The 14,486-nt window shown below is 72.9% G+C and carries 9 protein-coding genes and 2 pseudogenes; 7 read left to right on the top strand and 4 right to left on the bottom strand.

The window, feature by feature from the left end; translation table 11 throughout:
• Window positions 1–78, top strand: a pseudogene (locus ABT085_RS46810) (cytochrome b N-terminal domain-containing protein); the annotation flags it as partial.
• Here ABT085_RS46810 and ABT085_RS33200 read toward each other — a convergent pair.
• The 3 genes and pseudogenes from ABT085_RS33200 to ABT085_RS33190 all read right to left on the bottom strand — a co-directional run.
• A pseudogene (locus tag ABT085_RS33200) lies at window positions 64–1,764 on the bottom strand (ABC transporter ATP-binding protein); the annotation flags it as partial. The pseudogenes ABT085_RS46810 and ABT085_RS33200 sit on opposite strands and share 15 nt — an antisense overlap.
• Before the next feature lie 15 nt (window positions 1,765–1,779).
• Complete coding sequence (locus ABT085_RS33195; protein WP_351616404.1) at window positions 1,780–3,642, bottom strand: ABC transporter ATP-binding protein; 1,863 nt, start codon at window positions 3,640–3,642, stop codon at window positions 1,780–1,782.
• Entirely contained in the window at window positions 3,639–5,477 is a 1,839-nt protein-coding gene (locus ABT085_RS33190; RefSeq protein WP_351616402.1) for an ABC transporter ATP-binding protein, read from the bottom strand. The genes ABT085_RS33195 and ABT085_RS33190 overlap by 4 nt, the downstream gene beginning before the upstream one ends.
• A 183-nt stretch (window positions 5,478–5,660) precedes the next feature.
• On the opposite strand from ABT085_RS33190, the gene ABT085_RS33185 reads away from it, so the two are divergent.
• Genes ABT085_RS33185 through ABT085_RS33170 form a run of 4 tightly spaced genes read left to right on the top strand, consistent with a single transcriptional unit; the run spans window position 5,661 to window position 9,204 of the window.
• Window positions 5,661–6,572: an ABC transporter ATP-binding protein gene (locus ABT085_RS33185; RefSeq protein WP_351616400.1), complete on the top strand. Its 912-nt coding sequence runs from the start codon at window positions 5,661–5,663 to the stop codon at window positions 6,570–6,572.
• Window positions 6,569–7,303 (top strand): ABC transporter permease, encoded by a 735-nt coding sequence (locus tag ABT085_RS33180; protein WP_351616399.1) that lies wholly within the window; start codon window positions 6,569–6,571, stop codon window positions 7,301–7,303. The genes ABT085_RS33185 and ABT085_RS33180 overlap by 4 nt, the downstream gene beginning before the upstream one ends.
• A gap of 25 nt (window positions 7,304–7,328) precedes the next feature.
• Complete coding sequence (locus ABT085_RS33175) at window positions 7,329–8,579, top strand: sensor histidine kinase (protein WP_351616397.1); 1,251 nt, start codon at window positions 7,329–7,331, stop codon at window positions 8,577–8,579.
• Complete coding sequence (locus ABT085_RS33170) at window positions 8,569–9,204, top strand: response regulator (RefSeq protein ID WP_351616394.1); 636 nt, start codon at window positions 8,569–8,571, stop codon at window positions 9,202–9,204. The genes ABT085_RS33175 and ABT085_RS33170 overlap by 11 nt, the downstream gene beginning before the upstream one ends.
• Window positions 9,205–9,225: 21 nt before the next feature.
• On the opposite strand, the gene glgX is transcribed toward ABT085_RS33170, so the two are convergent.
• Complete coding sequence (gene glgX, locus ABT085_RS33165) at window positions 9,226–11,487, bottom strand: glycogen debranching protein GlgX (RefSeq protein WP_351616391.1); 2,262 nt, start codon at window positions 11,485–11,487, stop codon at window positions 9,226–9,228.
• Between the two features lie 160 nt (window positions 11,488–11,647).
• Between glgX and ABT085_RS33160 the strand changes: the two genes are divergently transcribed.
• Both ABT085_RS33160 and ABT085_RS33155 read left to right on the top strand, forming a co-directional pair.
• A complete protein-coding gene (locus ABT085_RS33160; protein WP_351616389.1) occupies window positions 11,648–12,877 on the top strand; it encodes a L,D-transpeptidase in 1,230 nt (409 codons plus the stop codon).
• Between the two features lie 163 nt (window positions 12,878–13,040).
• Window positions 13,041–14,300: a L,D-transpeptidase gene (locus tag ABT085_RS33155; RefSeq protein WP_502982861.1), complete on the top strand. Its 1,260-nt coding sequence runs from the start codon at window positions 13,041–13,043 to the stop codon at window positions 14,298–14,300.
• Window positions 14,301–14,486: the final 186 nt, after the last annotated feature.

Raw genomic sequence — 14,486 nt, 5'->3', positions numbered from 1 at the left:
CGCGTGTTCTTCACCGGCGCCTTCCGCAAGCCTCGCGAGCTGAACTGGGCGGCCGGTTTCGCCCTGCTCGTCCTCGGCGCCCCGTGCGACCAGGGCCCGGTAGTCCGGCTCGCGGGCCAGCAGCTGCCGGTGCGTGCCCGTCGCGGCGACCTTGCCGTCCACCACGAAGTGCACGGTGTCGGCGTGGTCGAGGACGAGCGGGGAGGTACTGGTCAGCACGGTCGTACGGCCGCTGCGGGCCGGCCGCAGCCGGGCCGCCACCGCCGCCTCGGTGTGCGCGTCGAGCGCGGACGTCGGTTCCACCGCCAGCAGCACCTCCGGGTCGGCCAGCAGCGCCCGCACCAGCCGGACCCGCTGCCGCTGCCCGCCGGACAGATTGCGGGCCCGCGCGTCGATCGCCGAGTCGAGCCCGTCCGGCAGACCCTGCACGATGTCCTCGGCCACCGCCGAGTGCACCGCCCGCCGGATGTTCCGCTCGGCCGGCTCCCGGTGGCCGCCGACCAGTTCCCGCAGCGTGCCCGCGAACAGCTCGGCCTCGTGGTCGGCGACCAGGATCCGCGCCCGGACCTGCGGCAGCGGCATCTCGTCCAGGCGAGTGTCGCCCCAGGTCGCCGCCGACGGCGCGTACCGGCCGAGCCGGTCGAGGACGGCCGCCGTGTCGGCGGGCCGCGCCCCGGCCAGCGCGGTCAGCCGCCCCGGTGTCACCCGCACCCCGGACTCCGGGTCGTACAGCACCGCCGGTTCGGCCGGGGCGGCGCACGCACCGCCGTCCGGCTCGGGCTCCAGCCGCAGCAGCCCCACCACCCGCCGGGCGGCCACCACGCCCCGGGCGAGCTGGTGGCCGCACTCGATCAGGAACGCCACCGGGACCACCAGGACCGCGACATAGCCGTACACCGCCACCAGCTCGCCCACGGTGATCTCGCCCTGGGCGGCCGACCGGGCCGCGAGCCAGGTCACCAGGCCGAGGAACAGCGTCGGCAGCCCGACCCCGAGCGCCTGCATCCAGCTCGTCACCGCACCGACCCGGTAGCCCTGCTCGCGCAGCCGCCGCGAGTCCCGGCGGAAGGCGTCCGCGAACAGCTCCTTGCCGCCCAGGCCGTTGAGGACCCGCAGACCGCCCGCCAGATCGCCGATGCGCGCGGTCAGCACGCCCTGCCGCTCCCGGTACTCCGACTCCGCGCCCTGCAACCGCCCCAGCAGCGGCCCCACCAGTACGACGATCACGGGCACCCCGAGCAGCACCACCACGGCCAGCCGCGCCGAGACCGACAGCAGCAGCCCGGCGACCACGGCGTAGGCGACGAGCGCGCCGACCCCGGGTCCGACCACCGTGAGTGAGGTGCTGATCGTCTGCACGTCGCCCACGCCGATCGTGACCACCTCGCCGGCCCCGGTCCGGCGGGCCAGCGAGGCCCCCAGCCGCACCGTGTGCCCGACGACCACCTTGACCGTGCGGAAGTTGGCGTCCATCCGCACCCGGGTCATCGTGCGGTGCCGCATGATGCCCAGCCAGGCGTTGAACGCGCCGACCGCGAACAGCGCGGCCGTCCACCCGGCGAGCGCGACCCGGTCGCCCGGCTGGAGACCGTCGTCGATCGCCCGGGACATCAGATACGGCGTCGCCGCCCCGAGCACCATCCAGACACTGGCGATCACCGCCCCGGCGACCGACCGCCAGGGCTGCCGGGTCACCAGCCACCACAGGTAGTGCCAGCCGCCCCGGCGGTCGGGCGTGCCGGGGTCCTCGTACGCGTCGATCACTTCCGGGGCCCCCGCTCAGACCAGGCTGTCCCGCCAGGCCCGGTGCAGGTCGGAGAACCTGCCGGTGCCCGCGGTCAGTTCGGCCGGGCTGCCGTCCTCCACGATCCGTCCGTGCTCCATGACCAGCACCCGGTCGGCGATCTCGACGGTCGACAGCCGGTGCGCGATCACCACCGCTGTACGGCCGCGCAGCACCGTCGTCATCGCCTGCTGCACCGCCCGCTCCCCGGGGATGTCCAGCGAGCTGGTCGCCTCGTCGAGGATCAGCACCGCCGGGTCGGCGAGCAACGCCCGTGCGAAGGCCACGAGTTGCCGCTGACCGGCCGAGATCCGCCCGCCCCGCTTGCGGACGTCCGTGTCGTAGCCGTCCGGCAGGGCGCTGATGAACTCGTGCGCGCCGATCGCCTTCGCCGCCCGCTCGATCTCCTCCCGGCTCGCGTCCGGACGGCCGATCGCGATGTTCTCGGCGACCGTGCCGGAGAACAGGAACGCCTCCTGGGTCACCATGACCACCCCGCGCCGCAGTTCGGGCAGCGCGAGGTCGCGCAGGTCGACGCCGTCCAGCGTGACGCGGCCCGCGGTGGGGTCGTAGAACCGGGCCAGCAGCTTGGCCAGCGTGGACTTGCCGGCGCCGGTGGAGCCGACGACCGCGACCGTCTGCCCGGCCGGCAGGGTCAGGTCGAAGCGGGGCAGGATCTCGCCGCCGGTGCGGTAGGCGAACCGGACGCCGTCGAAGACGGCCGTGCGGCCCGGGTGGTCGCCCTCGCGCGCGGGCAGCTCCCGGGGCTTCACGGCCTCGGGCACGGACGGCGTCTGCGCCAGCAGACCCGCGATCTTCTCCAGCGAGGCGGCCGCCGACTGGTAGGAGTTGAGGAACATGCCGAGGCGGTCGATCGGGTCGTACAGCCGCCGCAGGTACAGCACCGCCGCCGCCAGCACGCCCAGCGCCAGCGAGTCGTCCGCCACCCGCCAGGCCCCCCACAGCACGGTCAGGGCCAGGGCGGTGCTGGACACCAGCCGGGAGCCGACGACATAGCGGGCCATCTCCAGCAGCGCGTCGCCGTTGGTGCGCTCGTGCCGCCGGTTGAGGACGCCGAACTCGGCGTCGTTGGCGCTCTCGCGGCGGAAGGAGCGCACCGGCCGGATGCCGTTCATCGTCTCCACGAACTTCACGATCACCGCGGCGATCGCCGTCGACCGCTCCCGGTACACCTCGCCCGCGCGCCGCTGGTACAGCCGTACGAGCAGGTACAGCGGCACGGCCGAGGCCACCGCGACCGCGCCGATCCCGAGGTCCAGCCAGAGCAGCATCGCCGAGATGTACACGAACGACAGCAGGACCGTCACCAGCTCCTGCAGGCCCTCGTTGAGCAGCTCGCGCAGCGACTCGACGTCCGTCGTGGAGCGGGAGATCAGCCGGCCCGAGGTGTAGCGCTCGTGGAAGTCCACGCTGAGCGCCTGGGCGTGGCGGAAGATCCGGCCGCGCAGATCGAGCAGGACGTCCTGGTTCACCCGGGCGGAGACCACGGTGAACGCGTACTGCATCCCGCCCGAGGCCAGTGCGCACAGCAGATAGGCGACGGCCACCGCGATCAGCGGACCGCGGTCGCCGTCGCGCAGCGCCGGCACGGCCCGGTCGATGGCGTAGGCCACCAGCAGCGGACCCGTCTGCACCGCCGCCTGCTGGAGCAGCAGCAGGACCGTGGTCAGCACCACCCGCCTCTTCATCGGGGCCAGCAGGGAGCGCAGCAGCGCGGCCGTGGCACCGGGCGGGGTGGGCAGTACGTCGCGGTCGAAGGGGTCGGCGGCCCGCTCGTCGGGGTCCGGCCGGTCCTCTCCCTCGGTGACGGCGGCGGACGTCGTGGTGGCGGCGGTCATCGGTCGCCCTCCTCGGGGCCGGACGGCTCTTCGGGATCGTCCCCGGACATCAGCCGGGCGTACTCCGCGCTGGTGCGCAGCAGTTCCTGGTGGGTGCCGACGGCCTGGATGCGTCCGTCGGCGAGCAGCGCGACCCGGTCGGCGAGCAGGACCGTGGACGGCCGGTGGGCGACGATCAGGGCCGTGGTGTCCACGAGCACCCGGCGCAGGGCGGCCTCGACGGCGGCCTCCGTGTGCACGTCCAGGGCCGACAGCGGGTCGTCGAGCACCAGGAACCGCGGCCGGCCGACCACCGCGCGCGCCAGCGCGAGGCGCTGCCGCTGGCCGCCGGACAGGCTCAGGCCCTGTTCGCCGACCTGGGTCAGCGTCCCCTGCGGCAGCGCGTGCACGAAGTCGGCCGCCTGGGCGACGGCCAGGGCCCGCTCCAGCTCCGGCGTGCCGGCGTCGCCGTCGGCGCCCATCAGGACGTTGTCCCCGACGCTCGCCGAGAAGAGCGTGGGTTCCTCGAAGGCGACCGCGACCTTCGCGCGCAGTTCCTCGCGGGGCATCGCGGTGATGTCCTCGCCGTCCAGGGTGATCCGCCCGGACGTCACCTCGTGCAGCCGGGGGACGAGCGCGGTGAGCGTGGTCTTGCCGCTTCCGGTGGCCCCGACCAGGGCCATCGACTCGCCGGGTCGGACGTGCAGTTCGATGTGGTCGAGCAGCGGCGGGGAGTCCGGCGGGGCGTCCGGATAGCGGAACCGGACGCCGTGGAAGCGCAGCCCGCCGTCCCCGGCGGGTGAGCCGCTCGCGGCGGACGAGGCGTCCCCGGCAGATGCGGGCGGGGCGTCCGGGTCGGCCGACTCCGGCGGTGCGTCCATCACCTCGAAGTACCGCTCCGTCGCCGTCGACGCCTCCTGGCTCATCGCCAGCAGGAAACCGATGGACTCCACCGGCCAGCGCAGCGCCAGCGCCGTCGACAGGAAGGCCACCAGCGTGCCCGCGGACAGCGTGCCGTCCGCCACCTGTACCGCCCCGACCACCAGCGCCGCCCCGATGGCCAGCTCCGGCAGCGTCACGATCACCGCCCAGATCGCCGCCAGCAGCCGCGCCTTGCGCAGTTCCGTGCCCCGCAGCGTCCGCGCCAGCTCACGGAACGCCCGCGCCTGACTGCGGTGGCGCCCGAACCCCTTGACGATGCGGATGCCGAGCACGCTCTCCTCGACGACCGTGGTCAGATCGCCGACCTGGTCCTGCGCGAGCCGCGCCGCGTGCGCGTACCGCTCCTCGAAGACCACGCACATGATCACCAGGGGCACCGTCGGGCCCAGGATCACCAGGCCCAGCGTCCAGTCCTGGAGCAGCATGATGATCACGCCGATGACAATGGTCACTCCATTGACCAGCAGGAACGTCAGCGGGAAGGCGAGGAACATCCGGACCAGCATCAGGTCGGTGGTCGCCCGTGACAGCAGCTGTCCGGAGGCCCACCGGTCGTGGAAGGCCACCGGCAGCCGCTGGAGGTGCCGGTACAGCCGCGCCCGCATCGACGCCTCGACATGCGACAGCGGCCGCGCGACCAGCCAGCGCCGCAGCCCGAACAGCAGTGCCTCGGCGACCCCGAGCAGCAGCAGGTACAGGGCGCCCCGCCACACGCCCGCGGAGTCCCGGTCGGCGATCGGCCCGTCGACCATCCACTTCAGCACAAGCGGTATCACCAGCCCCACGCAGGAGGCGACGACCGCGACGAAGGCGGCGGTGAACAGGCGCACCCGTACCGGGCGCACATACGGCCACAGCCGTAGAAGGGTGCGCACGGCGGAGCGGTTCTCGGCGGCGGCAGGTGTAGTGGACATCAGGAGCGAGCCTACGGAACGCCACTGACATCGCCTACCGAGTTTTGGCCGGACCCGACTCGGGCGCAGGTCCTACGACCTGCATGTTCGAGGGGTCGTACACCGGAGTCATCCGATCGGCCGATGCGCGTACGGGCGGGACGGCCGATGTGCCCGCGCCGCTCCCCGCGGCACGCTCGACCCATGTCCGTCATCGAAGTCAGGGACCTGCGCAAGGTCTACGGGGGCCGTGCCGTCGTGGACGGCGTCTCCTTCGCCGTGGAGGAGGGCGAGATCTTCGGCGTCCTCGGCCCGAACGGCGCCGGCAAGACCACCACCGTCGAGTGCGTCGAGGGCCTGCGCGTCCCCGACGCCGGCCGGGTCCGGGTCACCGGCCTCGACCCGGTCGCCGACCACGAACGGGTCGCCCGCGTCCTGGGCGCCCAGCTCCAGGAGAGCGAGCTCCAGGCGAAACTGACCGTCCGCGAGGCCCTGGAGCTCTACGCCGCCTTCTATCCCGACCCGCTGGACTGGCGCCCGCTCGCCGAGCGCCTGGGGCTGACCGACCGGCTCACCACCCGGTTCGGGAAACTCTCCGGCGGCCAGAAGCAGCGCCTGCTCATCGCGCTCGCCCTGATCGGCAACCCGCGGATCGTCGTCCTGGACGAACTGACCACCGGCCTGGACCCCAGGGCCCGCCGGGACACCTGGCAGCTCATCGAGGACGTACGGGCGGGCGGGGTCACCGTCCTGCTGGTCACCCACTTCATGGAGGAGGCCCAGCGGCTCTGCGACCGGATCGCGGTGATCGACAAGGGCCGGGTGGTCGCCCTGGACACCCCGGCCGGACTGATCCGGCGCTCCGCGGGCGCCACCGTCATCAGCTTCACCCCGTCCGCCCCGCTGGACGACCGGGAACTGGACGCGCTCCCCGCGCTCGCGTCCGTCGAGCACAAGGACGGCCGCCTCACGCTGTCCGGCACCGACGAGACGGTCAACGCCGTCATCACCCTGCTCGCCCGCCACCGGGTCACCGCCCACCAGCTGCGCGTCACCGACGCCACGCTCGACGACGCGTTCCTCGATCTCACCGGGGAGAAGGAGAAGGCGATATGAACACCGCGGTCCTGCGCGCCGAGTTCCGGCTGTTCCGCCGCGAACCGGGGGCCGTCTTCTGGGTCTTCCTGTTCCCGGCCCTGCTCCTGGCGATCCTCGGCTCGATCCCGTCCTTCCGGGACGCCGACGACTCCCTGGGCGGGCTGCGGCCCGTCGACGCCTATGTCCCCATCGCCGTACTGATCGCCCTGATCATGTCCGGCGTGCAGACCCTGCCCCAGGCGCTGACCGGCTACCGGGAGCGCGGCATCCTGCGCCGGATGCGGCTCACCCCCGTGCGGCCCACCGCCCTGCTGGCCGCGCAGATGACCGTGCAGGGCACGGTGGCGCTGGCTTCGGCGCTGCTCGCGCTCGCCGTCGGCCGGCTCGCCTTCGGTGTACGGCTGCCCGGACAGCCCGCCGGGTACCTGCTGGCGCTGCTGCTCGCGGCCGCCGCGGCCCTCGCGCTCGGCGCGGTCGTCTCGGCGCTGTCGCGCACCACGAAGATCGCGAGCGCGATCGGCTCGGCGGTGTTCTTCCCGATGATGTTCTGCGCGGGCGTGTGGATCCCGGTGCGGGCGATGCCGCACACGCTGGCCCAGGTGGTCCGGCTGACCCCGTTCGGCGCGGCGGCCCGCGCCCTGGACCAGGCCGCCGCGGGCCACTGGCCCGGCTGGGACCACCTCGGTGTGCTCACGGCCTGGGCGGTGCTGCTGACGGCGGGCGCGGCGCGCTGGTTCCGTTGGGAGTGAGCCGGCCGTGCCCGACACTGATGGCATGACCCAGGCCGAACAACCCGAGCGCAGGGCCTTCTTCGACCTCTGGGGGCCCTACGCCCTGCTCGCGGTGGGCGTACTGACGGCGGCCGGCTCGGCCCGGGCGGTCGGGATGACTCCGGCCGCGATGTGGGCCGCCGGCCTGCTGGTGGCCGCCTCCTTACTGCTCCAGCTGGGCTGGGGACGGGCGGCCCGGCGGTGGTCGGGGCCCAACCGGGCGAGCTCGGCACTGTACTTCGTCCGCTGGGCGCTCGGGTTCGTGCTCACCTGGCTCAACCCCTTCTTCGCCTTCTACGCCGTCACCGGCTACTACAGCGCCGCCCGCCAGCTGACCCGGCGGCTGATGCTGCCGGGACTGTTCCTGACCGCCGTCACCATGGCGGGCAGCGAGATCGGCGGCATGCCGCCGCGCGGTCTGCTGTGGTGGCTCGGCTTCCTCGTGGTGTTCGGCGCCAACCTCGCACTGGTCGCCCTCTTCAACCGGTTCAACGTGCAGGAGCAGGCGCACGCCCGCACCCAGGCCGAGACCATCGCCGAACTCGGCCGCACCAACGCCGCGTTGCAGCAGGCACTCGACGAGAACGCCGCGCTGCACGCCCAACTCCTGGTCCAGGCAAGGGAGGCCGGGGTCGCCGACGAGCGCAGGCGGCTGGCCGCCGAGATCCACGACACCATCGCCCAGGGCCTGACCGGCATCATCGCCCAGCTCCAGGTCGTGGCGAGCGCCCCCGACCTGGACGTGGCCCGCACCCACCTGGGCCGGGCCGCCGACCTGGCCCGGCACAGCCTCGGCGAGGCCCGCCGCAGCGTGCACAACCTCGCCCCGGTCGCGCTCGCCGACGACGGGCTGCCGGAGGCGCTGAAGAAGACGGTCGCCGAATGGGGCGAACGCACCGGAGTGCGCGCCGAGTTCACCGTCACCGGCACCGCGGAGCAACTGCACGACGAGGTCTCCGCCACCCTGCTGCGCATCGCCCAGGAGGCCCTGTCCAACGCGGCCCGGCACGCGGCCGCCACCCGCGTCGGCGTCACCCTCAGCTTCATGGGCGACGAGGTCACCCTCGACGTCCGCGACGACGGCACCGGCTTCGACCCCGAGCGCCTGCCGCGGCGCACCCGCACCGGCGGGTTCGGCCTCGACGGGATGCGTGCCCGAGCCGAACGCATCGCCGGCTCCCTCGCCGTGGAGTCCGAACCGGGCCACGGCACCGCGCTGTCGGCTCGCGTACCGTTGGTGCGCCATGACCGATGACACCGCCATCTCGCTGCTGATCGTCGACGACCATCCCGTCGTACGCGACGGCCTGCGCGGCATGTTCGACTCCGCGCCCGGCTTCACCGTCGTCGGCGAGGCGGTGAACGGGGTGCAGGCCGTCGAACTGGCCGCCGCCCTCGACCCGGACGTGATCCTGATGGACCTGCGGATGCCGGGCGGCGGGGGAGTGGACGCCATCGCCGAGCTCACCCGCCGCCGGGCCCGGGCCAGGGTCCTGGTGCTGACCACCTACGACACCGACTCCGACACCCTGCCCGCGATCGAGGCGGGCGCGACCGGGTACCTGCTGAAGGACGCGCCCCGCGACGAGCTGTTCACCGCCGTCCGGGCCGCCGCCGAGGGCCGTACGGTCCTGTCCCCGGCCGTCGCCTCCCGTCTGGTCAGCGCCGTGCGCGCGCCCGGCGCCGAGCCGCTGTCCGCCCGCGAGCGGGAGGTCCTGGCCCTGGTCGCCCGGGGCACGCCGAACCGAGAGATAGCCCGGGAGCTGTTCATCAGCGAGGCGACCGTGAAGACCCACCTCACCCACCTGTACGCCAAGCTCGGCGTCAAGGACCGGGCGGCCGCGGTGGCGACGGCGTACGAACGCGGAATACTCGGCTGACCCGGGCGGGCCCCGCCCCGCTCAGCCGACCTTCAGCAGGAGCACGGACCGGGCCGGCACCGTGATCGCCGCCCCCGCCTCGTGCGTCACCCCGGGCGCCTGTGCCTGCTCCTCCCGCGAGGTGTCCACGACCACCTCGTAGCGCTCCGCCCACGGCGGCCCCGGCAGCACGAAGCTCACCGGCCGGTCCCCGGCGTGCAGCACGGCCAGGAAGCTGTCGTCGACGATCGGCGCGCCCCGCTCGTCGCGGCCCGGGATGTCCCGCCCGGAGAGGTACATGCCGAGCGTGGCGGCGGGCGCGTACCAGTCCCGTTCCGTCATCTCCGCGCCCCGCGCGGTGAACCAGGCCAGGTCCCGCAGCCCGTCCGCCGAGTGCGCCCGCCCGGAGAAGAACGCCCGTCGGCGCAGCACCGGATGGCGGTGGCGCAGCGCGATCAGCCGAGAGGTCAGCTCGAACAGGGCGCGCCAGCCCGGGTTCTCCAGCAGGCTCCAGTCCAGCCAGCCGATCTCGTTGTCCTGGCAGTAGGCGTTGTTGTTGCCGTGCTGGGTGCGCCCGAGCTCGTCGCCCGCGACCAGCATCGGCACCCCCGTGGACAGCAGCAGCGTGGTCAGCAGGTTGCGCAGCTGGCGCCGCCGCAGCGCCCGTACCCGCTCGTCCTCGCTCTCGCCCTCCGCGCCGCCGTTCCACGACCGGTTGTCGTCCGTGCCGTCCCGGTTGCCCTCGCCGTTGGCCTCGTTGTGCTTGCGCTCGTACGACACCAGGTCGCGCAGGGTGAAACCGTCGTGCGCGGTGACGAAGTTGACCGAGGCGTACGGCCGCCGCCCGCCCCAGGCGTACAGGTCGCTCGACCCCGACAGCCGGTAGCCCATCTCGCGGACGTCCGGCAGCGCGTGCCGCCAGAAGTCCCGTACGGCGTTGCGGTAGCGGTCGTTCCACTCGGTCCACAGCGGTGGGAACGCGCCGACCTGGTAGCCGCCGGAGCCGACGTCCCACGGTTCGGCGATGAGCTTCACCCGGCGCAGCACCGGGTCCTGGGCGATGACGGCCAGGAACGGGGAGAGCATGTCCACGTCGTGCATGGAGCGGGCCAGCGCGGCCGCGAGGTCGAACCGGAAACCGTCGACGCCCATCTCCGTCACCCAGTAGCGCAGCGAGTCGGTGATCAGCCGCAGCACCTGCGGCTGGACCACGTGCAGGGTGTTGCCGCAGCCGGTGTAGTCGGCGTAGCGGCGGGCGTCCGGCTGGAGCCGGTAGTAGCCGCGGTTGTCGATGCCCTTGAGGGAGAGCGTCGGGCCCAGCTCGCCGGCCTCCGCGGTGTGGTTGTAGACCACGTCGAGGATGACCTCGATGCCGGCCGCGTGCAGCGCCCGGACCATGTCCTTGAACTCGCCGACCTGCTGACCGGTCGTACCGGAGGCGGCGTACCCGGCGTGCGGGGCGAAGTAGCCGATCGAGTTGTATCCCCAGTAGTTGCGCAGCCCCCGCCGCAGCAGATGGTCCTCGTGCGCGAACTGGTGCACCGGCAGCAGCTCCACGGCCGTCACGCCCAGCTGCACCAGGTGCTCGACCGCCGCCGGGTGCGCGAGGCCGGCGTAGGTGCCGCGCAGCTCCGGCGGGATGCCGGGGTGCAGCTTGGTGAAGCCCCTGACGTGCAGCTCGTAGATCACCGAGTCGGCCCAGGGCGTCTTCGGGCGGCGGTCGTCCGTCCACTCGTCGCCCGGCGCGTCGTCGTGCACGACCACACCCTTCGGGACGTACGGCGCCGAGTCCCGGTCGTCGCGCACGGTGTCGGCGACCTGCTGCTGGGGCCAGTCGCGGACATGCCCGTACACCTCGGGCGGCAGCCGGAAGTCGCCGTCCACCGCGCGCGCGTACGGGTCGAGGAGCAGCTTCGCCGGGTTCCAGCGGGCGCCGGTCCACGGGTCCCAGCGGCCGTGCACCCGGAAGCCGTACCGCTGACCCGGCATCACCCCCGGGACGAAACCGTGCCAGATCTCGTGCGTCAGTTCGGTCAGCCGGGCGCGGGTCTCCCTGCTGTCCGGGCCGCGCCCGTCGAACAGGCACAGCTCGACCGCCTCGGCCCCGCCCGCCCACAGCGCGAAGTTGGTACCCGCCACCCCGTCCGGGCCGACCCGGAAGCGGGCCCCCAGCGGCGTCGGCGCACCCGGCCACACCGGCACCCCGGGCGTCCTGCGCCGTGCCCCGTTGGCGGCGGTGGCCGGACGCCCGTCCCCGGTGGCGCGCTCTTCCGCCACCGCCTCCTGCTCGGCTGCGCTGGACACGGTTCGGCCTCCCGCGGCTCATGGCACGACATGGAACAACGGGTGACGGGCCCGCGGCGTCCCGGCCGCGGTCACCTGTCGCGTCGTCCTCCCCACTGTTCTGCCCAGCTCATGGCTCGCACTCACGTTTCCAGGGGGCGGGCCGGTCGTTGGCATCCATGTGAGGCACGTAAACGGGCGCGCACGGCGCGCGGGGGCCGCGCTGGCCGCCGTACTGACATGGGCAGGGCTGCTTGCGGGCGCCGCCGGCTGCGACACGGACCCGACGGGGGTGATCGGCGCCGGCGGGGCGCACGGCAGGGCGCCGGACCCCGAGGACGTCATCCGGATCTCGCCGGACGACGGCACCAAGGAGGTCCGCCCCGGCCGGGCGCTGGGGGTCCAGGTGACGGACGGGCGGCTGGAGTCGGTGCGGGTCGTCAAGTCGCAGGACGCGCAGGTGACCCCGGTGCCCGGACGCGTCTCCTCGGACCGGCGGCGCTGGGAGCCCACGGAGAAGCTGGCGCTCGCGGCGAAGTACACGGTCGACGTGGTCGCCGTCGACGGCGACGGCCGCCGCTCGGCGCGGCACACCACCTTCACCACCTACGTCCCCGCCGAGCGGTTCATCGGGTACGTGACCCCGGAGAACCGTTCCACGGTCGGCACCGGAATGATCGTTTCGCTGGCCTTCAGCCGGAAGATCGACAACCGGGCCGCCGTCGAGCGCGCCGTCCGCGTCACCGCGCAGCCGGCGGTCGAGATCCGCCCGCACTGGTTCGGCAAGGACCGCCTGGACTTCCGCCCCGAGGGGTACTGGAAGCCCGGCACCCGGGTCACCGTCAGCCTGCGTCTGCGGGACGTCGAGGGAGCACGCGGGGTCTACGGACTCCAGTACCGGACGGTCTCCTTCACCGTCGGCCGCAGCCAGGTCTCGCTGGTCGACGCGGCGAAGCACACCATGCAGGTGCGGCGCGACGGCGCACTGGTGGCCACCGTCCCCATCACCGCGGGCGCCCCCAAGACCACCACCTACAACGGGAAGATGGTGGTGATGGACATGCTGGAGGTCACCCGGATGAACAGCCGCACGGTCGGCTTCGGCGGCGAGTACGACATCCCCGACGTGCCGCACGCCATGCAGCTGACCGAGTCGGGCACCTTCCTGCACGGCAACTACTGGGCGCCCGCGGCCCCGGGGCACGCCAACGTCAGCCACGGCTGCGTGGGTCTGCGGGACGTGAAGGGCGGCGCCTCGGACACCCCCGCGGGCTGGTTCTTCGACCGCAGCCTGGTCGGCGACGTCATCGAGGTCGTCCACAGCGACGACAAGAAGGTCGCCCCCGACAACGGGCTCGGCGGCTGGAACATGGGGTGGAAGCAGTGGAAGGCGGGGAGCGCGGTCAAGTGAGCGGGCGGGGTGCGGGACCTGACGAAGGGGGAGGGATCTCAGTTGGGACTGAACGGTGACAATCGGCGGGCATCGACCGCACTGATCATGTGGTTAATATGCGCCAGAGTGCGCATGGGATGCGCTGGGGTGGCCGGGCCGGGGTCCGGCGAGGGGAGAAGAGTTGAACGTGCGACCGATATCGGGGGCGTCGGTTGACGCACGCGTGGGCGGAACGCGGAAGCGGGGCCGTGGCGGCCTGATGGCGGCAGCCCTGGGCGTGCTGCTGTTCTCCGTGACCGCGTGCGGCGGCGGGGCGGACGCCGGATCCGGCGGCGACGGCAAGGACAAGGGCAAGCAGTCGTCCGCGACCCAGAGCGCGCAGTCGGAGGCGGTCGTCACCATCTCCCCCAAGACCGGCGCCAAGGAGGTCGACACCAGCGGCGTCCTCAAGGTCGGCGCCACCAAGGGCAAGCTGACCGAGGTCACCGTCAAGGACGCCAAGGGCACGAAGGTCGACGGCACGATCTCGGCGGACGGCGCGGGCTGGACGCCCACCACGCACCTGGCGGCGTCCACCAAGTACGAGGTGCACGCGGTCGCCAAGGACGCCGCGGGCCGCACGGCGGCGGAGGACTCCTCCTTCACCACGCTCAGCCCGAAGAACACCTTCATCGGCACCTTCACCCCCGAGGACGGCTCCACCGTCGGTGTCGGCATGCCGTTCTCGATCCGCTTCACGCGCGGCATCACCAAGCCGGACGACGTGAAGAAGGCCATCCAGATCACGACCGAGCCCGCCGTTGACGTCGAGGGCCACTGGTTCGGCAACGACCGCCTGGACTTCCGTCCCGAGGAATACTGGAAGTCCGGCACCAAGGTCACCGTCAAGCTGAACCTCGACGGGGTCGAGGGCCGCAAGGGCGTCTACGGCAAGCAGTCCAAGACCGTCTCCTTCACCATCGGCCGCAACCAGGTGTCCGTCGTGGACGCCAAGAAGCACACGATGAAGGTCATGCAGGACGGCAAGACCGTCCGGACCATCCCGGTCACCACCGGCAAGGCCGGCTACGCGACCTGGAACGGCAGCATGGTCATCAGCGAGAAGTTCAAGGTGACCCGGATGAACGGCGACACCGTCGGCTACGACGGCGAGTACGACATCAAGGACGTCCCGCACGCCATGCGCCTGACCGACTCTGGCACCTTCGTGCACGGCAACTACTGGGGCGGCGACGCGTTCGGCAACTACAACGCCAGCCACGGCTGTGTCGGCCTGCGCGACGTGCGCGGCGGTTACGACAGCGGGGTGCCGGCCGCCTGGTTCTTCAACCACTCGATGGTCGGTGACGTGGTGGAGGTCAAGCACTCCACCGACCCGGTGGTCGACCCGGCCAACGGCCTCAACGGCTGGAACATGTCCTGGGAGAAGTGGAAGGCCTGAGCGCCGACCGACCGTACGGCCCCGGTGTGAGGTACTGCACCGGGGCCGTACCCGTTAATGCCCGTGCTGTGCCTGCGGGGGGGGGGGGCCCCCCCCCCCCCCCCCCCACGGGGGCCCCCAGCAATTGATAAATTTATTAGCGCACGCGGGGGGGCCAAAACCCAGGTGACCCCCCCCCCGAGAACG

This window comes from Streptomyces sp. NPDC002265 (assembly GCF_040296125.1).
GTDB lineage: Bacteria > Actinomycetota > Actinomycetes > Streptomycetales > Streptomycetaceae > Streptomyces.
The sequence above is the reverse complement of the archived record's forward strand: the minus strand, read 5'-3'. Positions and strand labels throughout refer to the sequence as shown.

What these genes read in the sequence shown, in the direction of transcription:
- ABT085_RS33175 (WP_351616397.1), top strand. Translation starts at nt 7,329, where the DNA reads ATGACCCAGGCCGAACAACCCGAGCGCAGGGCCTTCTTCGACCTCTGG.
- ABT085_RS33195 (WP_351616404.1), bottom strand. Translation starts at nt 3,642, where the DNA reads ATGACCGCCGCCACCACGACGTCCGCCGCCGTCACCGAGGGAGAGGAC.
- ABT085_RS33190 (WP_351616402.1), bottom strand. Translation starts at nt 5,477, where the DNA reads ATGTCCACTACACCTGCCGCCGCCGAGAACCGCTCCGCCGTGCGCACC.
- ABT085_RS33170 (WP_351616394.1), top strand. Translation starts at nt 8,569, where the DNA reads ATGACCGATGACACCGCCATCTCGCTGCTGATCGTCGACGACCATCCC.
- ABT085_RS33180 (WP_351616399.1), top strand. Translation starts at nt 6,569, where the DNA reads ATGAACACCGCGGTCCTGCGCGCCGAGTTCCGGCTGTTCCGCCGCGAA.
- ABT085_RS33185 (WP_351616400.1), top strand. Translation starts at nt 5,661, where the DNA reads ATGTCCGTCATCGAAGTCAGGGACCTGCGCAAGGTCTACGGGGGCCGT.